This is a genomic window from Gemmatimonas sp. (genome assembly GCF_031426495.1).
Lineage (GTDB): Bacteria > Gemmatimonadota > Gemmatimonadetes > Gemmatimonadales > Gemmatimonadaceae > Gemmatimonas.
In genome coordinates, this window is the sequence record NZ_JANPLK010000037.1 from 16,472 (window position 1) to 36,661 (window position 20,190).

Consider the following 20,190-nt stretch of genomic DNA (forward strand, 5'->3'; position numbering starts at 1 on the left):
TCGGGATCAAGCCCGTCGGTTTAGGCCTTACGACGTTTTCTCGCCGGTGCGGGCGGTTCGGTCTTCGGCGCGGCGTACTGCATGCGTACCAGAATCGTGGCCGCGCGCCGGGTAGCGATCGATCCCTTCGGCGACCAGCGCCGCGGGGCCGGGAGGATTGCCGCCAAGCGTGCAGCCTCATCCCGCGTCAGCGAGGCTGCACTTTTGTTGAAATGCAGCCTCGCGGCTGCTTCGGCGCCGAAGGCATTGGGGCCCCATTCGGCGAGATTGAGATACAAATCGAGAATGCGCTCTTTCGACAACAGCAGTTCGAGCAGCAGCGCGACGTAGGCCTCGATGCCTTTGCGCACGAACGAACGTCCGTTCCACAGAAAGAGGTTTTTGGCCACCTGCTGGGTGAGCGTGGAGGCGCCGCGTAGCTTTCCGCCACGGCGTCGACGCTCGAGCGCGTTGTTGAGCTCCACCGTATCGATGCCGAAGTGGAGATAGAAGCGATCATCTTCGGACGCCAGCACCGCCCTCCGGAGATACGGCGAAAGACCGGCGCGCGACACGGTGGTGTGCGCCGGCCAGATCGGCCGCTCACCGCTGGCCGTGCGCGCGACCACGCGCTGCAGCATGACCGACGTCGCCGGTGGTTGCACGACGGCGAACAGCAGAATGAACGGAATCGGGAGCGCCATCAGAACGAGCGCGATCAACGCCAGGCGCCTTACGATGGCACGCCAGCCGGTGACGCGCTTCGCGGCCCTGGGGCGCTTCACCTTCTTGGCGGGGCTCACGGACGACAGCTCACATTCCGGCTCACTGATGACGGCTCATGGCTCGCGTAGATGCGGCGGCGTATCGGGCGGCTGACGACGCCAGCGCCGATGCTGCCAGAAGTATTGCTCGGGGTACTCGCGGACGAGGCGCTCGAGGATCTGCGTATAGCGCAGCACGATCGCATCGATATCGACCTCGCGATCACCCGTGCGTTCGACCTCCACCGGCTCGATGAGGATCGCGTAGCGCCCGCTGGGCTGACGAACGACACCCACGAATACCGTGGGGACATCGAAGCGCAACGAGAACACAGCGGGGCCGCGCGGGGTCTTGGCCGGGCGCCCGAAAAACGGCACGAAGGTGCTCGCCAGCCCCAGGGCATCATGATCGCTCACGAAAGCGATCGCGCGGTTCTCCCGCAGCGATCGCGGCGTGCGGCGCACGGCGTCCTTGTCGTGAATCACTTCCATGCCGATCTCGCGCCGCGTGCGGGTGAGATAGGCATCGAAGATCGGGTTGGCCATGCCGCGGGCCACGACGTCGATGGGAATGCCTCGAGCCGCGAAGTACGCGCCGCCGAACTCCCAGTTCCCCAGATGGCCGGTGACGATGAGCAGCCCTTTCCCTTTCGCCATGGCTGCTTCCACCAGCTCCCATCCCTCGACCCGTTCTACGCGGTCGAGGACGTGTTGCGACGAGGTCCCCGGCAGCACCGCCGTTTCGATGGACGTTCGGCCAAGGCTGTCATAGGAGCGACGGGAGACCTCCAGCACGCGTTCCCGCGAAAACTCCGGAAAAGCGGCGGCGATCTGGCGCTCCACGACGCCGGCCCTGATGCCGATCGGGCTGTAGACGAAGCGTCCGATCAGGCCTCCCACCCAACTCGCGCCGCGCCAGCCGAGGAGCCGGAGCCCGAATACGGCAACTCGCGTCCCGACGTACTCCAGCCGGTGCGACAGCGTAGCCGCTTTCGCGGCCGGCTTGGCGGCCGGCGTCGGCGTTGGAGCAGAGGCGGATGGGGTATGCATGCGTCACACAATCTAACGGAACGACAGTCGAACGCCGCGTCGATCCGAAGATCGACGCGGCGTTCGCGGTACCGGAGAACCAAGGACGCGCCTTAGTTGGTCAGCATCACCAGCACGCGGCGGTTCGTCGCACGGCCGTTGTCGGTCGTGTTCGGAGCAACCGGGTCCTTCTCGCCCTGCGTACGCGCCACCACGCGCGATTCCGCCACGCCCTTCGAGACGAGGTAAGCCTTCGCCTGATCGGCACGGGCCTGGCCCAGCGTTTCGTTGTAGCGCTCCGAGCCGATCGCGTCGGTGTTACCCGTGACGGTGATCGTGCGCGAAGAGTTCGTCGGTTCGACCAACGACGCCGCAATGATGTCGAGGATCGTCTTCGCTTCGTTCGAGATATCGCTCTTGTTGAACGCGAAGTTGATCGCGCCGATCACGATCGGACGGGCCGCCGGCCCGGCGATGCGAACAGTGTCGATGCGATTCACGTACACCGTGTCGCGCTGTGATACGCGAACGGTGTCATACTGCACACGCGGCTTCGGATCGCGCGTGAAGAACGACAGGCTCAGACCAGCCTGAGCGCCGAGGTTGAACGCGGCAGCGCGAGCCACCGGCTTGGCGTCGTCGTCGGCCGGCAGCACGTACGTGCCGGTACCTTCAAAGCGAGCCGAGAGGCGATCGTTGATGATGTACCGCAGGCCAAGCAGACCCTGCGGGCCACCGCCACGCGGTGCCACGATACGCACACGTCCGTACGAGTCGTACGCATAGCCAGCACCCGCCAACAGCTTGACGCGATCGGAGAGCGGGTGGTTGTACGTCAGACGGTAGGCCCACAACGCGTGGGACACCTTGTTGAGCGTGTCGCGAGACACGTCGCCGCTGCGCGGCAGGTTCACGTCCACGTCTGCGTAGCTGAGCTCCATTTCAAGGAGCCAGTTCTTGAACGCGTAGATACCGGCGCGGCCGCCTAGGCCTAGGCCCGTGTCGAGCTTCAGCGTGTCGGCGAACTTCGTAACACGGCCGAACGCGCCGAGTTCGATGGCGCCCTGACGCTGCGCGAAAGCGGACGCCGGAAGTGCCACGCTAAGAGTGGCACCGATGATGAACTTGTGTAGGGTACGCATATCCCTCCCGAATAGGTGAGCCTTGATGAGCGCGGTCACTAACTTCCACCAACGAATTGGGACGAAAGGAGTTAGAACTGTAGTTGCGCTCACCGTTCAGTAACTTACGCCGCGACAGACTCCCGGCAACAGTGACTACATCACACAAATGATGCCACGAGCGTCACAGGGACGACTTCGTTGGGATAGACGACCAAGTATGGTCATCCATCACAGTTTCCCTCTACTTTGTTCTGTATAGATGAGCCCGGAACACCCGTCCCGTCCCCCCGTCCCTCAGTCCCAGCGCCTCGCGCAGCTCGGACTGGTGATCAATGCGGGGTTGGCGGTGATCAAGTTGGTGGCCGGGCTGGTTGGGAACTCCTACGCGCTAGTCGCTGACGCGGTAGAGAGTTCGACCGACATGGTCGGCTCACTCGTGGTCTGGAGTGGGCTCCGGATCGCCAGTCGGGATCCTGACGAGCTGTATCCGTTCGGCTACGGGCGTGCCGAGGCACTCGCAGCGGCCACCGTGTCGGCCATTATGCTCGGCGCCGCGGCGGGCATCGCCATCGAGGCGATTGCGGAGATTCGCACGCCGCACCACGCGCCCGCCTGGTGGACGTTGCTCGTGCTGGCGATGGTGATCGTGGTCAAGGAGTTGCTCGCCAAACGGGTGATGGCGGTCAGCGCCGTGTCGGGCAGTGTCGTCGTGGCGGCCGACGCGTGGCATCATCGCGCTGACGCGATCACGTCGGGTGCGGCCTTCATCGGCATCTCCATGGCGCTGATCGGTGGACCCGGGTGGGAGCCGGCGGATGATTGGGCGGCGCTGGTGGCGGCCGGTGTCATCGTGATCAACGGCAGCCTGCTGCTGCGCACGGCGCTGCGCGACTTGATGGATCGGGCGCCGGAGCCGGCGGTGCTGGCCACCGTGTCCGATGCCGCGCAGAGCACGCCCGGCGTGCTTGCCATCGAGAAGCTCAAAATCCGGAAATCCGGCACCGCATTCTACGTGGACATTCACGTGCAGGCCGACCCTGCGCTTTCGCTCCACGACGCGCACATTCTCTCTGGTATGGTGAAAACCGCGATCCGGCAGCGGGTACCGGCGGCCATGGGAGTGCTCATTCACATGGAGCCGTTCGAGCCGACGGAGGAAGCATGACCAGGCCGCCTGACTTTCACGTACTCGATCGATCGGAATGCGAGGCGCTGCTCACGTCGCAGCACGTCGGCCGTCTCGCCTTCAGTTTTCGCGATCGGGTCGACATCGAGCCGATGCATTACGTGTTCTCGCATGGACACATCTACGGTCGGACGCAGTACGGCACGAAGGTGAACGTGCTTGCGCATCATCCGTGGATCGCCTTCGAAGTGGATGAGATCAAAGCGCTGTTCCAGTGGCGCAGCGTGGTCGTGCACGGACGTATCGAATTCCCCGATCCTGAAGGGTCACCGCAGGACGTCGAACGGTTTGCTCAGGCGGTGGAGCGGTTCCGCACACTCATACCGACCGCCTTTGACGCCGACGATCCCACGCCGGCCCGAGAGCTGGCCTTCGTGATTGCCGTGCAGGAAATGACGGGTCGTGCAGCCACGATCGGCGGGACTGAGTGATGGTCAATGCGCTGACGTCGCTGCAGCTGTTGCCGGTCGATCTCGACGAGAAGATCAAGCTCGGGAGCAAGGCGGCGCGTCTCGAGACGCCGGTCGACAAAGCGGCGCTCGAGGCGGCCACGCAGTCGCTGCTCGCGCGGCTCTCCGACCTGCAGGAGGCGTTCCATGCCGACGGTCGGCACGCGTTGTTGTTGGTCCTCCAGGGCCGCGATGCCTCGGGGAAGGACGGTGTGATCAAGACGGTATACGGCGCCTTCAATCCCACCGGAGTGCACGTGGCGGCCTTCGGTCCGCCGACCCCACTCGAATTGCGTCACGACTTCCTCTGGCGCGCGCATCAGGTCGTGCCGCCACGCGGGATGATCGGCGTCTTCAACCGGTCGCACTACGAAGACGTCCTCGCCGTGCGCGTCCGCGAACTGGTTCCCGAGCCCGTGTGGCGCGCCCGGTACGATCACATCAACACCTTCGAGCGTATGCTCACCGACAGTGGTGTCCTCATTCGGAAGTGCATGCTCCACGTGTCTCGTGAAGAACAGCACGATCGCTTGACGGCGCGACTCGAAGATCCAACCAAGAACTGGAAGTTTCGGCTCGACGATCTGAAAGACCGCGAGCGCTGGGACGACTACACCGACGCGTATCGCGAGATGCTCGAACGTTGCAGCACACCGTGGGCTCCGTGGTATGTGGTGCCCTCAGACGACAAGGCGGTGCGCAACCACCTGATCGCGCGGATGCTGGTGGAGACGCTTGAGTCCACGAAGTCGGCGTACCCGGCGATGGACGAGACCGTGCGCGCCGCGGCCACGGGCTTCGCGTGAACCGTGGCGCCATCGGACCTGCCAAGTCGCTGCTGTTCGCGCTCGCGATGGCGGGGGTAACGCCGAACGCCCGTGCACAGCCATCGCCATCGTTCGCCGCCGTGATTCCGGCCGCCGCCGAGTTGCGCATGATCGCCGAGCGTCGGTTCGATCGCAGCTCGGGTCTGCGTAGTTCGACGGTGTACGCCATGGACGTCGACACCCGTGGCCAACCGTGGCTTGGGGCCGAGGACGGTGTGTACGCGTATGCTGGCGGCACGTGGCGGCGCGAACCCCTGCCACCGGAGTTCGCCGACCAGCAAGTGCGGTCATTGCTCTTCAGTTCCGATCACTCCCGGTGGATGGGAACGCGCCGCGGGATCCTGCGGTCGCGCAGTGGTGTGCCGCTGCAGCGATTCTCTGAAGCCGACGGGCTTCCCGGACCGGTGATCTACAGTCTGGCCGAGACGCGCGCGATTGACGGAACGTCCCGTGTCGTCGCTGGCACGTCGAACGGCGTCGCGTACTTCGACGGGGTGAAGTTCGTCCGCCTGACGCTTCCTGCCGGCATCGCTCCGCTCGGCCTGATGGTGACGGCGACAACCGGCGCGGATAGCATACCCGAACTCTGGGTGGCGTCGTCGCTCGGCGGTGTGGCGCGATACCGCGCCGGCGTATGGACCGCGTTCACGGCGCGCGAAGGTCTCGACAGCCCCGATGCGCAGTACCTGACCGCCGCGCCAGGTGCGCCCGGAGCGCGCGTGTTCGTGGCGGGCGTCGGCGGTGTGTACGCGCTCGACGTAACGGAGCAACGTTTCGTACGACTTGCCGGCTCTCCCAATCGTGCCAATCGCGTCGAAGCAGTGCCCTCGGCGTCTGGTGGGCTGACGCTGTGGGCTGGCACCACCGACGGTCAGCTGTACGAGAGGCGCGGTGACGCCGAGTGGCGCGCGATCCCGTCGAGCATCTCCGAGCGCCGCGGAACGGTCACCCTGCTGCGCGCGGTCCCGCGCCACGCCGGTGGTGCTGCCGTGTACATCTCGGCGCGTGGCGGTCATCTCTCCCGACTGTCCATCGGCGTGGCTGGCACCGTCGATCTGCAAGCCGGTGGCTACGAAGAACAGCTGGTGTCGGTGTTGGCCGTGCCAGGCGCGGGTGGCCGCGATGATGTTTGGATGGGATCGTCGCGCTCGGGCTTGATGCACGTGACATCAAACGGTCGGATCGAGCGGCTGCTGCGACCGAATGGCACCTCGTACGGCACGGTGCGCGAGATTGGGTTCTCGAGCCTCGAACCGGCGCTGCCGCGCGGGGCGACGCCGTCGTTGGTAGCGGAGCGCCTGATCTTCGTGGCCGACGGTCGCGTATTTGCACGGCGCGATCGATCGATTGCAGCTATAGGAGACGGGCTGGACGATCGAATCGTGCATCGCGTGCGACGGCTGACGCTTCCTGATGGTCGCAACGCTCTTGTGGCGGGTACCGACCGGGGACTCTTCGAGTGGAACGGGACGCGCTGGACGCCGTCATCGCTTCCGGTAGTCGGCTCGGTGACTGGACTGGCATCAGGCGACGTGAAGGGGATGCCCGTGGTCTACGCCGGCGGTGCACACGTCGTGTACCGCCTCACGACGTCTGGCCGCGTGGTCGAGCGTATTCCTGATGTCGGTGCGCGCGCGCTCGGCACCGGCGTGGTCAGCGAGATCTGTCGGCTCCCGGTGGGCGCGTCGTCGCATCTGTTCGCCCTCGACAGCGAGCGCGGCGTCTTCTGGCGGCACGAGGACGCAGGCGGGGTGTGGTCACTCTTGCCGTCGCGACTCTTGTCGCTCACCAACTCCCTCGGTCCGACCTCGATGCGTTGCGGTCAGAACGGTCTCCTGCTGATCTCGACGCTCACCGGTTTGATCACGCTCGAGGTGACGAAGCCGGATACGGCGCTGTGGCGCGTTGCCACGCAGGTCTCCGAGTCGGATGGGCTTCCCTCGAGCGAAGTGTCCTCCGTGTCGATCGGTGGGTCGCCCAATGTGGCCTGGGTCGGCACATCCGCCGGACTGGGTGTCGTGGATCTGACGGCGGCGCGCCGGCAGCTTCCTGCCCGACTCGAGTTGCGCGCGACGGCCGGAGCGACCGGACGTGAGCTCTCGGATGACCTCGACCTCGATCCCGACGAGAACGACCTGCACGTCGAGCCGATGCTCTTCACGTATCACCGTGAGGAAGAAACGCGATATCGCGTGCGGCTGCATCGGCGCAGCGCTTTCTTCGGCGCTGGTGGTGACGTTGACGGCGGCGGCGGTGACTCGATCGGCATCGCCGAGAGCGTTGCCGATGCACGGCGCTCGGTGTGGCTCGATGCGCCGAACCGGTACTATCTGGATCTCGAGTCCGGTGACTACGTCCTCGAAGCATGGGCGTACGACTGGGCCGGTCGCGAGTACGGACCCGTGCGGCGCTCGTTCTCCGTGCGTGCGCCGGTCTGGCGGACATGGTACGCAATCGGACTGTACGCCGCGTTGGCCGTCTTGCTAGTGATTGCCGCCTTCCGCTGGCGGGTGAATGTCATCCGCAGCAACGGGTTGCGGCTGCTGGAGAGCGAACGCCGGCTGCGCGACAGCGAGCGGAAGTTTCGCACGATCTTCGATCGAGCGATGGATGCGCAGTTGCTGGTGGATGACGGTCGCGTGGTCACCGGAAATGGCATGGCGGCCACGCTGTTCGGCGTGTCGATGCCGGAGCAGCTGCAGAACCGGCCGCTGGACGAACTGCTGTCGCTGCCGCCGAGCAAAGAGGTGGGTACGCCCCCGCCGCAGGAATTCACGGTGCGGCGCGGCGATGCCGACGTTCCGGTGCAGTGCACCGTCACCGCGGTACCGAACGAAGGCGGCCTGCTGCGCCACCTTGTGATCCGCGATCTCAGCCTGGTGCGTCAGGCCGAAGCGGAAAAGGCCTGGTTCGAGGCGCAGATCCGCGAAGCGCAGAAGCTCGAATCCCTCGGTACGCTCGCCGGCGGCGTCGCGCACGACTTCAATAATCTGCTCGGGGTTATCCGTGGCAACGCCGAACTCGCCAAAAGCGCCTTGCGAAAGGGGCGTAGCAACGAGGAGAATCTCGGGGCGATTCTGGATGCCAGCGATCGCGCGCGCGACGTCGTCCGGCAGATCCTCACCTTCAGCCGACGGTCCACGCCGACGCGCGAATACGTGAATCTGTCGCGACTGGTCCTCGATCTGCAGCCGCTGTTGCGTCGCATGATTCCGCGCACGGTGACGCTGGTGATCGAAGGCGCGGAACACTCGCAGTTGATGATGGGCGATCCCACACAGCTACAGCAGCTGCTGCTCAATCTGGTGTCGAATGCCGAGTACGCGATGCGCGACAAGACCGATGGCGTGCTCACGATTACGCTGTCGTCGCGTATCGTGCCCGAGTCGTCACCAGCGCCACACGGATCGGTCGTGGTGCTGCAGGTTCGCGACACAGGCGACGGCATGTCGGCCGACGTGCGACACCGCATCTTCGAGCCCTTCTTCACCACGAAGCCGACCGGCGAAGGCACCGGGCTGGGCATGGCAGTGCTGCACGGCATCGTGGTGTCACACCTGGGTCGTGCCGATGTAATGAGCGAGATCGGCCAGGGCACCACGTTCGAGCTCCTGTTTCCGCGTGCGATCATCGAGGGGCTGTGGGACGAAGAAGTCGATGAAGCCGAGATGATTACGGAGTTCGACGCCGAGGACGAGATGTCGACGGAGGCATACGGGAGCGCCATGGAAGCGGACGAGAACGATGTGCTCGAACAGAGTCCCTACGCCGGCGCCTGCCTGGTCGTGGTGGATGACGAGCCCGGCGTATCGCGCGTGGTGGAGCGCGCGCTGCAGCACTATGGACATGTCGTGCACGTGTTTTCGCAGCCCGAGGCGGCGCTCACATTCATTCAGGGGCAGCCATCAGCGGTAGACCTGCTGATCACCGATCAGACGATGCCGGTCATGACGGGCGATATGCTGGCCGAGGCCGTGCACACGCTGCGCCCGGACATGCCAGTGTTGATCCTCACGGGCTTCAGCCATCGGCTCACACCGGAGCGGATTGCGGCGTCTCGCGCGCATGCGGTGTTGCTCAAACCCGTGGCACTCGATGACCTGCGGAAGTCGGTGGACGACGCGCTGGCGAGTGTGCGAGGTTAGTTCGCGGGTTAGTTCGCGGGCTAGTTCGCGGGCTAGTTCGCGGGCGGCCACTTCCGCTTGATCAGCTTGTTGATGCCGGTGTTGATGCCGTTCTTGGCCTTTTCCTTCGAACTCTGCGCCGCCCGCTTCTTGATCTCGTCGGCGGTGATTTTTACGAAGGTGCTGTTGGGATACTTCGCGACGACCGGCGCGATCTTGAGCGTGGCCCCGCCGTAATCACCGGCGTCGGCCATGCTCATCGCGTTCGACAGCTTCACGACGGCGTCGAGATCGTCCACGCGATTGGATTCCTGTCGCGCATCGAGCCTGGCCTCATCTTCCGGTGTGAGGGCAATGTCGAGATCCTTCACCAGTTGTCGCGCCAGTTTCTTCTGCAGCTCGAAGAACTTCTCTTCCTTGCCAGTCACATTCGCGGTCTTCACGATGGCGCCGGTTTCCACGCGAATGATGCGCGTGTCAATGCGCAACTGCGGATTCACGGCGGCGATCGAACCGATCACGATGTATTGCGCGCCCGACAGTCGTCCCACTTTCACGGCCGTGGTCGAATCGAAATAGCGCGAGCGCTGCTGATCGATCTCCTTGGTGACGTCGGCGAGACGCTCCCGCTCCAACAGCTGAATGTCATTCACCGCCGCGAGATCGGTCGTCATCATGGCTGCCATGCCCTTGCCAAGGTGATCGTAATCCGACTTGCCGGTGTTGTTGTCGAACGTGAGCACCGCAACGGTCTTGCGGGCAGCCGCAGGCGATGTCGGTATTGACGACGTCGTGCCGGGAGCGAGAGACAGCGGAGCCAGGCCGAAGGCCAACAGCAGGACGCGCAGGGCAGTAGGCATACGTGAAAGGTGCGGTCGGCGGTCTGGATGTCAATTCACGTGGCGTACGAGGGGGCTGTCACGCGTGACTTTTGCACAGAGAGAGCAGCCTCAGCGGCGTCCCCCGAGACGGACGGGAAGCCAGTAGCTGACTTTGACGGCCAGGAAGTTGTCCCCGCTGGCGCGGGTGGTGCGGAACAGATCGCGCGCTCGGGCGGGGTCGCCAAACGCCTCGGCGGTCCGTCGGTTCTGCTGCCAGACCAGAAAGAAGGTGCTGCCCGGCGTCCATTCCCAGCGCATCACCATGTTGGAGCGGAATGACAGAATGTTGAAGTCGCGATTGCCGACGGTGAAGGACTGTGTGCCATCGGTGATCGTGCGTGTTCCCGCGGAGTCCGTAGTTATGGTAGTTCCATCGGTGCCGTACTCGCGGAGCATGCGGCTACGAGGTGCCGACAGTTCGCCCATACGGGAGTAGCGCCCAGTCGCCACGAACGGTTCAGCGTAGGCCTCGAGTGACAGGTTGGGTGAAAACGCGTAGTTGGCGCGCAGTTTCGTGGAGATCGTGGTACGATCGATGAAGGCAAACACATAGCGATTGCCGAACGTGCGCGTACCACCCGCAATGCGCGTGACGTACTGCCGAGGTTCGGTTCCCGATTGCACCGTAGGTTCCATGGACACCGACACTCGCGGCGACGGCCGTAGCGTGACTTGCCCCGACACGTTGCGGCGCCACGCGCCGAATTCGTCGACGCCATAGCCACCGTTCACGCGCCATCCGGTGCGGGCGCCGAACGGGTTGTTGATCCGGAACTCCTGCCGGAACTCACGGGGCAGTCCCATGTAGGGCCCGCCGCGCGTGATCGCGTCGTCGACGGTGGCGAGGGCGATGGTGGAGCGTACGTTGAGATTCCAGAAGTTCTTGAGCGTGGCACTGCTGTTCTGCGACCACGTATTCAGCTGGTGTGTGCGCTCGAAGTTCCACGCGCCTCGCGTTTCGAAGCCGAGTCGCCAGTTCTGCAAGAACCGTCCGGGTGTGGTTTCGCGGATCTGCACGTCGGCGTTGTACTCGATATCATCGGTCGATTGCAGACGACCCAGATCGTTGATCTCGAAGCCGGGCGACTCGATCTTGACTTCGGCGCCTGCCAGAATGTGCTGGCCCGCATCCTTGTCGGCGCGCAGTTGCGCCGAGTATCCCGACAGAGAGGTCTTGAGCGCGTCGTACACGGTCGTGCGGCGATCGGGGCGCTGAAAGAGGCGCGAGTTCGCGACCTGGAGCCGTCGGATTGACGCCGTGTCACCGGCGACATGCGAGCCCGCCACAAACCCGCTGATGGCGTACTTGCCTTGTTGGAAACGGATGCGCCAGTCGGCGCCGCCGAAGTAGCTCTCGCGCGCCAACAGTGCCGCCAGTGCCGACTGACCGCCGACGGAGCGTTGCACGGTGCTGAAGGACGCACCGATCGTCGAGGCCTGCGATCCGATCTCCTGCTGCAGGCGAAGCACGCCGTAGGCTGACCGTGGCTCGACTTGCACGGCATTCGTGACGCCGGAGTCGGCACGGAACACGCGGGCCTGCTCGGCGGCGGTCACGGCCGTCACCGCGCCAATCGACAGACGGCTCGGCAATCGCCCGGTGAGCTTCGCGGCGCCAAGGATGGTGCTGCTGCGGGGCACGTCGACAAAGTCACCGGTCGCGGAGCCATGCGGCGCTGCGCCGATACGTCTCGGATAGAAGTACTGCGCGCCGTTGCCGCGGACCATCTCGCTGCCTTCGGTAAAAAACGGACGGCGTTCGTCAAAGAAGGTCTCGAAGGCGCTGAGGTTCACCTCGGCCGGGTCGGCTTCCACTTGCCCGAAGTCCGGATTGACGGTCGCATCAAGGGTGAGACTGGAGCCCAACGCCGTCTTGGCGTCCAGTCCCATCCGACCAGCGAAGGGCCGATTGAGCGGATTCTCGGTACTCGTGGTCGCGCGCCGCGTGGCGTCGCCGGCCACATACGGCATGAACTCCACGGGGCGCGTCGGCGATACGCCATCAAGGCCTTCGAGCGTACCGAAGCGCGAGACGTAGCCTGTCTCTCTCGGCGAGACCATCGCCCACTGGACGTCTTCATTCTTGTCAGGCATCCAGCGATCGATCTGCATCCCCCATCGCTGCCGCTCGGCCTTGGGGAACCGGAGCTGCGAGAAGGGGATGCGCATTTCCGCGGTCCACCCACTGGCGTCCTCCCGCGTCGCTGCCGTCCAGACCGGGTCGTATTGGCTCTCGCGCCCGCGCATGTCATCGTCCTGCGTGTGCCGGAAGTCCGAGCGGACGCCCGCCACCGACACGCCGAAGCCGACGGCGGTGCGGCGGTCCATCTGCGGATCGAAGGTAATGGTGAACTTTTCCGCGTTGCCGAACCCGTCGCGTCGCGTGACCGCTCGGGCCAAGTCCTTGGGGTCGCGGCGGCGCATGCGCGCACCGACGTACAGTGCTTCGGCGTCGTAGGCGATGAAGACTTCGGTGGCTTCGGTCGGCGCTTGGCCTTCGGCGGGTTGTCGCTGCAGGAAATCGGTGATGGGCTCAATGCGGGACCATGCGGCGTCGTCGAGGCGACCGTCTATCCGTGGGGCCCGTGCGAGGCGCACGGCACGGGCGACTTTGGGCGAAGGCTGGGCGCCGAGGCTGTTGATACACAGGCCGCCGAGCGCTGCGAGGACGACCGCGAGCGTGCGGGGGGAACGGAGACGGGCAGCAACACGGGCCAGACAGATCACTCGGTACTCAGCAGAGGCGGGCAGGTGAACGACACGGAGAGACTACGCAGGCGGGTCGCCGGGCGTTCGGAGAATCGGAAATCGGCCAGCAGGCACTGGCTTGAGGAGGGGGAGGGGATTACGTTCTTCAGTCTGTCCGCGGGCTGGTTGACCGCGACGGGATGTGGCGCAGCCCGGTAGCGCACCTGAATGGGGTTCAGGGGGTCGCAGGTTCGAATCCTGTCATCCCGATGTTTGGAAAGCACAGCCCTGCAACGTCTTACACGTTGTGGGGCTTTTGCTTTGTCGCCTTCGTGGCGACCGCAAGCGCACCGGGCGAGAAAGACGCAGCGACGACTGGTCCCGCTGAACTCTGTTCCGCCGGCGGCGTTTGACGCGCAGTTTTACTTCGCCGCGTACGCCCACACGTCCTTGGGTGCGCGACACTGATCCGGACTTCTGGAGTCCCGGTGCGGTTCACGTCACTTCTGGCAATGAGATGTCTATGATGCAACGAAGCCTCATGTGGCTCCAGCGGCACGTGTGGAATGGCCTCGGCGCAGCGCTTCTCGTGTGTGCAACGGTCGGAACTACCGCGTCCGCTCAACTGTCGCCCGTCCGCGTGCGATTACCGGGGTACAATCAGCCGATTTCGCTCGACTCGGCGGCCACGACGGCGGAAGTGGTTGCGGCGTCCCACGACGCCACGCGTGCGGCAACGGTGGCAGTGTTGGAAGAACTCAAGGTTCCCGTCACGACGAATGATCCCGCGGGGTTGATCGGGAATGGCGGCATGACGCTGCTCCGCCGGTTAGGTAATGAGCGCTTGTCCAAGTACCTGAACTGCGGTGTAGGGTTAAGCGGACCGCAAGCGGATACGTGGCGCGTTACCATGGCGCTGATGGTCTGGATCGAACCTGCGGGAAGTTCGGAAAGTCGCGTGCGCATGGCGCTCGTGGCGGGCGCTCAGGATCTCGACGCTGGAGCACGACGATCTGCCGGGTGTGGCTCAACGGGGGCACTCGAATCGTTGATCGTAGACCGTGTACGCCGGCGCGTCGTTCCGAACTAGCGACAGGCCGCGAGCGCGGCAATGAACGACGACGTGAAGCGTTTACTCAGCCGGAGAGGAATATGAAGACGCGTGCGTGGCACGATCGCTATCTGAACACGCTCGCATCAATGCGCAGGGCCGCTTCACCGTGAAGATTGATTTGCCATTCCCCCCGCCGAGCGAGCAGGTGCTCTGTGCGTTCGGCGCCGCGGGCCAGTCATTCGGTGGCGCGCGAGCGTCGGTGGCGTTTGCAACGCAAGCCGCGAATCGACCAGTGACGGCGGTGTTGCTGCAGGAGGGCGCGTGAAGGCGACGCGCCGAATGCACAGGTCGCGAATTTCCGCGGCCGGCCTCGCGTTGCTGCTGGCCGGCTGTGACATGGCAGATTGCGTCGCGATGCCGTGTCCGTTGCCGACGGCCGTGGAAGCGGTGGTCACGAATGCCGCCGGCGGTCCGCTTCCGGGGCTGTTCGTCGACGTGGTCGCGCCGTTCACGACGCGCGTGTCGTGCGATGCAACGACGGGGCGCTGCGTCGTGCCCGGGAACGGCGGGAACTACACCCTGCGATTCGGTGCCACGGGCCATCAAACGGTTGAGCGCCGCGTGAGTGTCGCGCGGATTCGCGCCACGATGGACTGCGGATGTGACGCCGTGACGACGCAGCAGGTTTCACTGTCTTTGCTGCCACTCTAAAGGGTTCTTCTGCCAACCGGAGCGTCATGTGAACATTCGTGCGAGTCGTCGCCTCCTCGCGTTCGCTGCGCTGTGCGCGGGCTGTCATGCAAACGATGCGACGGCGCCGCGTGCTGGACAGGTCAGTATTCTCGTCCGCTCGGTCAGCGGGCCGACCTCGGCCACCAGTCTCCAACTCGAAATCATCAACGCGAGTGAGGCCGCCGTAGGCTACAATCTCTGCACCAACGGACGTCTCGATCGACTCCTCGCCGGACAATGGGAGCTGGTCGACATGAGTGGAAGGGCCTGCACGCTGGAGCTGAGGGTGCTTGCCGGAAATGCGCGCGCGGATGAGGGATACCGTTTGCCGTCCACGATTGACGCCGGCACATATCGCCTCGTGGTGCGCTTTTCGGTCGAGAGCACGGGCGGCGGCCGCGTCAGTGCATCGACGGATCCGTTTGTGGTGCCGTAGCGGCCAGCAAGCGGTTCTGAGAGCCGGTCACGTCGTGGTCGCTGGCGCGGACTTCGACAGACTGCGCATCGTCAGCGGCAGCCAGTGGTCATTGACGGCGGCCGGAGTGGCTGGGATCGGCGTCGCCGTCCACATCGTACGGTTACGCACGCCGTCGCTAGCCCGTCTCCCCAAGGAACACTCGAGCCGTCCCCGGCCACTCGGTGCAAGAATTGGCCACAGCTGCCGATACTCGCGAGGAGTCGGTAACCGGCCGACGGATTTACAGAACCGCGGCTCGTCCGCTCGGAGGCGCGTCGGTGGTCCTCAGTTCAACCAGTCTCGACTCCATCGCTTCGGCGGGTACCTCGTGCCTCCATGCCGAGGTTCCGCCGGTGAACCCGCTCGATCGGTTTGTGCGCCTCAGCGCCCGGTTCCTTGCGGCGCCAATCTCGCTGGTAACGCTGGTCGAGCCGGATCGGCAGCGGTTTCTTGCGGCCGTCGGGTTGGCCGAGCCCTGGGCGACCCGGGCTGAGACGCCGCTGTCGCACTCGTTCTGCCAGCATGTGGTCAACAGCGGCAAGGCACTGATCGTCGACGATGCCCGAGTACATCCGGTGCTCTTCGACAACCCGTCGATCGTCGAGCTGGGGGTGGTCAGCTACCTCGGCGTGCCCCTCCGCGAACGAGGAGGGACGGTTATCGGCTCCTTCTGCGTGATCGACCACGTTCCTCGTGAGTGGACGCCGGATGACCGGGCGCTGCTGGAGGATCTGGCGCAGGCGGTCGTCGCCGAGCTCGATAGTCGGCGATCGTACCTCGAGCTCGAGTTGGCCACGACCAGTTACCGGGAGCTTCTGGACACCACAACGGAACTCGTCTGCGCGGCAGATGGCAACGGAGTCATCACGTACGTCAACAGCGCCTGGTGCCAGGCGTTCGGCTTCTCCGCTGCTGAGGCCATCGGCCTGCGCGCGGTCGATCTCGTCTCTTCGGAACACAAGGGCCGGTTCGTCGAGACCGCCCGCCAGTTGCTTGACGGAACGCACGTCGAGACGCTTGAGGTCGTGGCACTTGGCGCCGGCGGCCGTCGCGTGGTCTGTCGTGGCAGCGCTACGACGCAGCACGTCACGACCGCCGCGGGCGAGTCTCGGTGCATCGGCACCCGCGCGGTCTATCGCGATGTGACCAACGAGCGGCGACTCGAGGCCGCCCGTGCCCGGCTCGTGGCGACGCTCGAAGCTACGAGCGACTTCGTCGGTATTGCCGCGATGGACGGCACCGTTGACTACATCAACACGTCGGGCCGCAGACTCGTCGGACTCTCGGACAATCTCAATCTCGCGTTGATTTCGGCCAATCATTTTCATCCGGCATCGACGCTGCACTTGCTCGCCCACGAGGCGTTTCCGACGGCACTCCGCGACGGTCTCTGGAGGGGCAACGCCGAGTTGCTGCACCGCGACGGCACGCTCATTCCGGTGTCCATCGTCATGACGGCGCATCCGTCGCTGTCGCCGGAGGAACCGGGCTTCTTCTCCGCGATCATGCGTGATCAGCGAGAGCAGGTGGCCGCGGCAGCCGCGCTGAGTGCCAGTGAGTCTCAGTTGCGGGCGATGTTCGCGAACGCCGCGGTCGGCGTGACGGTCGTCGCGGCGGATGGCACGATCGTGCAAACCAATGCGGCGTTCGATCGTACCCTTGGCTACGCGGCCGGCAGCCTTGTCGGGCGCTATGCGCCGGACCTGTCTCCCGCCGAAGACGCACATATCACGCGTGACGCCGTGCGGTCGTTGCGGGACGGAGAGCTCGACGGCGTGTGCGTTGAGAAGCGGTACTGGACAGCGGATGGACAAAGTCGCGTGCTGTCGCTGTCGCTGTCGCTCGTTCCTGATGCCAACGGTAGCGGCGCCGTGCTCGGTCTCACGACCGATGTGACCGCTCGCGTTCGGGCGGAGGAGCAACTCGTGTCGGAGCGGGCGTTTCTCCAGGCGACGTTGGAAAGTCTCTCTGACGGTGTCGTCGCCTGTGACGCCGCCGGCAAGTTGGTGCTGTTCAACAGTGCCACGCGCATCCTGCACGGCGCCGTGCATCAGCCGCTCGGTCCCGAGCACTGGGCCGATACCTACGACCTGTATCGTGCTGACGGTACGACACCACTGCCAATTTGTGAGATTCCGCTCTTCCGGTCTTTGCAGGGCGAAGAGGTGCGAAACGCCGAGATGGTGATCGCACCGCGGGACGAGCTTCCGCGCACCGTGCTGGCGAGTGGTAAGGCGTTGCGCGCTGCGGACGGTAGCATTCAGGGTGCAGTCGTCGCCATGCGCGACGTGACGGCGGAGCGAAAGGCGGACCTTGCGCTTCGAGAGAGCGAAGATCGGTATCGACGACTACTCGAGCTGTTACCAGATGGCGTGGTGAAGCACGTGTCCGGTCGAATCGAGTTCGCGAACGCCGCGATGGCGCGTCTTGTCGGCGTGCACGATCCTGCCGAGCTGGTAGGACAACCGATTCACACGTTGTTGCACGTGACTGACATTCAGGTAGCGGTTGCGCGCGCAGAAGCCGCGTTGGCGGCGTCGGTGAATGGCGTGTCGATACGCGAGGAGCAGGTACGTCGTTACGATGGCAGCGCGGTCGCGTGCGAAATTGTCGGCACCCGCGTTGACGATCGTGGAGTACCCGGCGTGTTGTCCGTGGTGCGCGATGTGTCCGAGCGCCATCGCCACGAGGCGGCGTTGCGCGAACGCGAGGAGCGTCTCGCTCTCGTGTTTAATCACGTGTCGGATCTCATGTTCCTGATGCGGGTGGAACGAGACGACAAGGGCGCCGTGGCGGCCTACCGATGCGAATCGGTGAACGAGCCGCTGCTCGCCACCACGGGGAAGCCGTTGGACGCATTCGTTGGACGACTGCTGCAAGACATTGTCGATCCCGCACAGCTGAATTCGTTTCGACCGCGCTATGATGACGCGGTCCGCTCCGGTCAGAAGCAGCAATTCGAGGTCAGGTCAGTTGGCGCAAACGGCCCGCTGGTCTTCGAAACCACCCTCACGCCAGTGCGCGATGTGCATGGGCGCTGTACGCACATTCTCGGTGCCAACCGGGACGTCACGGCGCGTCGAATTGCGGAGGCAGGACTGCAAGAAAGTGAGGCCGCGTTCCGGACCATGTTGCAGACCGTGCGCGCGGTCGCGGTAACCCTGGACGAGACCGGTCGGGTCACCTTCGCCAATGAAGCGCTCCTGGCGCTCACCGGTTGGAAACTCGAAGAGGTGGCCAATGCTGATTGGTTTCAGCGATTCACTGTCGATGCCGCCGGAATGCGTCGTCTGTTCGACGGGATGATGGCTGGACGTGACTTTGTGCCGCACTACGAGAGCGAATTGCTCACTCGCACGAAACGCCGTCGGCTGATCGTCTGGGACAACACCGTGCTGCGCGACGGCGATGGCCGGATTATCGGGACGGCGAGTATTGGACAGGATGTGACCGATCAGCGTGCACTCGAGGCGCGACTGGCGGAGCTCTCTGAACACGATGAACTGACTGGCTTGTTGAACCGCCGAGGGTTCGTCGATCGCGTTGAGCAAGGGATGCGTCAGGCTCGGCGTAGCAAGCGCAATGACGCGCTCCTCTATCTTGATCTGGACCGCTTCAAGCCGATCAACGATACGTATGGGCACGCCGCTGGCGATGCCGCGCTGAGGGCCATCAGTGACCTCTTGAAGGCGACCATCCGCGAGACGGACTTTGCGGGCCGCCTGGGAGGAGATGAGTTCGCGATTTACGCCACGGGTCTCGAGTCGGCAGGCGATGAAGCGCTACTCGTGCAACGGTTGCAGACCGCCTTGTCGAAGCACAATGCGAATGCCACCGCCGCGGGCAGACCCTACACGCTGGGGTTCAGCGTCGGCGTTTCCGTGGTACGATCGGACGACAAGCGTGATGCACTGTTTGCGCGCGCCGACGCGGCGCTGTACGAGGTGAAGCACACGCGACGCGCAACGGACCAACGTCTGGAGGGGGGCACTACCGCCGGCTGATCGCCCCGATCCAGCGGCTTGTATTGCCGCGTCCGTCCACCCAGGACACGATCAGCTTGCACTCGGTCGGCCCCGGCGACTGCGCAATGTCGAGGCACACCTCTTTGCCCGGGCCCAACACCCGCGGTCGCGTGCCCTCCAGCCAATCGGTCCGGTCTTCCTTCTCGGCCATCAGCTGAATGCCAAGCTCCAGCGCGACCTCGTCACCGACATTGCGGATGGTGACCTGGCGGGTACGGCCACGTCCGTGGGGCACTGCGGTGAGAATGGCCGAACGCTGCATGCGGTTCCGGAAGTTGAGTGAACCGAAGCCTACTCGGCGGCCGCCGTTGCCGACAAGACCGCCGAGTGGGCTGGCGGGTTCAGGATCGTAGGCCGGCGATGGCCGTCGTCAGATCACTTTCGGTGCTGGTTCCGATCACGGTGCCGCCGCCTTCCGTAAGTAGATCAGAGGCCCGCGCGACATCCGCGTCCGCGACCAGCAACACGAGCATCGAGCTGTCGGGCGCGAGTCCCTCCCCCATCTGCTTGAGCAGGGCGTCGGGGAATCCGCGGTCAATGAAATACGCCGCCAAGGCTCCGCCGGCGGCCAACGTGATCGTGCCGACGCCGGGCAACAAGAGGCCTGCGATAGCGCCCACGAGTGCGCTCTTCCCCATGCCCCAGTCCTGTGATTCCGTAAACGCGACCTCGCCACTGTCGTCGCGGGTCACGACGGCCGTATTGCCGAGTCCGACGGCGGCACCCTTGAGGACGTCGAGCGTGTTCTCGGCGCCTTTGGGCGTGGCGAAACTGGCAATGACAATGCGACGGGCTACTGGTTCGGCCATACGGAACTCCTGCGGGTACGTGAGAGTGGTGCCCGTCGGATTCGACGGCGCGTTGCCGCCTC

16 protein-coding genes and 1 tRNA gene are annotated in these 20,190 nt (G+C 64.7%); 10 read left to right on the top strand and 7 right to left on the bottom strand.

The window, feature by feature from the left end; translation table 11 throughout:
- Positions 1-20 precede the first annotated feature (20 nt).
- The 3 genes from mtgA to RMP10_RS08940 all read right to left on the bottom strand — a co-directional run bounded on the left by mtgA (position 21) and on the right by RMP10_RS08940 (position 2,914).
- Entirely contained in the window at positions 21-782 is a 762-nt protein-coding gene (gene mtgA / locus RMP10_RS08930) for a monofunctional biosynthetic peptidoglycan transglycosylase (RefSeq protein ID WP_310569992.1), read from the bottom strand.
- 36 nt (positions 783-818) lie between these two features.
- Positions 819-1,793, bottom strand: a complete 975-nt coding sequence (locus tag RMP10_RS08935) for a lysophospholipid acyltransferase family protein (RefSeq protein WP_310569993.1) — start codon at positions 1,791-1,793, stop codon at positions 819-821.
- Between the two features lie 92 nt (positions 1,794-1,885).
- Positions 1,886-2,914, bottom strand: coding sequence for an OmpA family protein (locus RMP10_RS08940; protein WP_310569994.1), 1,029 nt, complete (start codon positions 2,912-2,914; stop codon positions 1,886-1,888).
- 241 nt (positions 2,915-3,155) lie between these two features.
- Here RMP10_RS08940 and RMP10_RS08945 point away from each other — a divergent pair, with 241 nt between their 5' ends.
- The 4 genes from RMP10_RS08945 to RMP10_RS08960 are packed head-to-tail and all read left to right on the top strand — an operon-like array spanning position 3,156 to position 9,503.
- Positions 3,156-4,061 (top strand): cation diffusion facilitator family transporter, encoded by a 906-nt coding sequence (locus tag RMP10_RS08945; protein ID WP_310569995.1) that lies wholly within the window; start codon positions 3,156-3,158, stop codon positions 4,059-4,061.
- On the top strand, positions 4,058-4,513 hold the full coding sequence (locus RMP10_RS08950) for a pyridoxamine 5'-phosphate oxidase family protein (protein WP_309673178.1): 456 nt from the start codon (positions 4,058-4,060) through the stop codon (positions 4,511-4,513). Before RMP10_RS08945 ends, RMP10_RS08950 begins: the two co-directional genes overlap by 4 nt.
- Positions 4,513-5,337: a PPK2 family polyphosphate kinase gene (locus RMP10_RS08955; protein WP_309673177.1), complete on the top strand. Its 825-nt coding sequence runs from the start codon at positions 4,513-4,515 to the stop codon at positions 5,335-5,337. Before RMP10_RS08950 ends, RMP10_RS08955 begins: the two co-directional genes overlap by 1 nt.
- A complete protein-coding gene (locus RMP10_RS08960; protein ID WP_310569996.1) occupies positions 5,334-9,503 on the top strand; it encodes an ATP-binding protein in 4,170 nt (1,389 codons plus the stop codon). Before RMP10_RS08955 ends, RMP10_RS08960 begins: the two co-directional genes overlap by 4 nt.
- Positions 9,504-9,535: 32 nt before the next feature.
- Here the strand turns inward: RMP10_RS08960 and RMP10_RS08965 are convergent, their stop codons facing one another.
- Together RMP10_RS08965 and RMP10_RS08970 are read right to left on the bottom strand one after the other, a co-directional pair.
- On the bottom strand, positions 9,536-10,342 hold the full coding sequence (locus tag RMP10_RS08965; RefSeq protein ID WP_310569997.1) for a CsgG/HfaB family protein: 807 nt from the start codon (positions 10,340-10,342) through the stop codon (positions 9,536-9,538).
- 90 nt (positions 10,343-10,432) lie between these two features.
- On the bottom strand, positions 10,433-13,090 hold the full coding sequence (locus tag RMP10_RS08970) for a DUF5916 domain-containing protein (RefSeq protein WP_310569998.1): 2,658 nt from the start codon (positions 13,088-13,090) through the stop codon (positions 10,433-10,435).
- Between the two features lie 157 nt (positions 13,091-13,247).
- On the opposite strand from RMP10_RS08970, the gene RMP10_RS08975 reads away from it, so the two are divergent.
- The 6 genes from RMP10_RS08975 (at position 13,248) to RMP10_RS09000 (ending at position 19,298) form a co-directional block, all read left to right on the top strand.
- Positions 13,248-13,321, top strand: a tRNA-Pro gene (locus RMP10_RS08975).
- Between the two features lie 253 nt (positions 13,322-13,574).
- A complete protein-coding gene (locus tag RMP10_RS08980; protein ID WP_310569999.1) occupies positions 13,575-14,141 on the top strand; it encodes a hypothetical protein in 567 nt (188 codons plus the stop codon).
- A 76-nt stretch (positions 14,142-14,217) separates the two neighbouring features.
- Entirely contained in the window at positions 14,218-14,430 is a 213-nt protein-coding gene (locus tag RMP10_RS08985; RefSeq protein WP_310570000.1) for a hypothetical protein, read from the top strand.
- 14 nt (positions 14,431-14,444) lie between these two features.
- Positions 14,445-14,816, top strand: a complete 372-nt coding sequence (locus tag RMP10_RS08990; RefSeq protein ID WP_310570001.1) for a hypothetical protein — start codon at positions 14,445-14,447, stop codon at positions 14,814-14,816.
- Positions 14,817-14,844: 28 nt separating this feature from the next.
- Complete coding sequence (locus tag RMP10_RS08995; RefSeq protein WP_310570002.1) at positions 14,845-15,273, top strand: hypothetical protein; 429 nt, start codon at positions 14,845-14,847, stop codon at positions 15,271-15,273.
- Positions 15,274-15,572: 299 nt separating this feature from the next.
- Positions 15,573-19,298 (top strand): PAS domain S-box protein, encoded by a 3,726-nt coding sequence (locus RMP10_RS09000; protein ID WP_310570003.1) that lies wholly within the window; start codon positions 15,573-15,575, stop codon positions 19,296-19,298.
- On the opposite strand, the gene RMP10_RS09005 is transcribed toward RMP10_RS09000, so the two are convergent.
- Entirely contained in the window at positions 19,285-19,581 is a 297-nt protein-coding gene (locus RMP10_RS09005) for a hypothetical protein (RefSeq protein ID WP_309671957.1), read from the bottom strand. The two genes, RMP10_RS09000 and RMP10_RS09005, sit on opposite strands and share 14 nt — an antisense overlap.
- A gap of 79 nt (positions 19,582-19,660) precedes the next feature.
- Positions 19,661-20,128 carry a DUF1269 domain-containing protein gene (locus RMP10_RS09010; protein ID WP_310570004.1) on the bottom strand — a complete coding sequence of 156 codons (468 nt, stop codon included), beginning with the start codon at positions 20,126-20,128 and terminating at the stop codon, positions 19,661-19,663.
- Between the last annotated feature and the right edge of the window lie 62 nt (positions 20,129-20,190).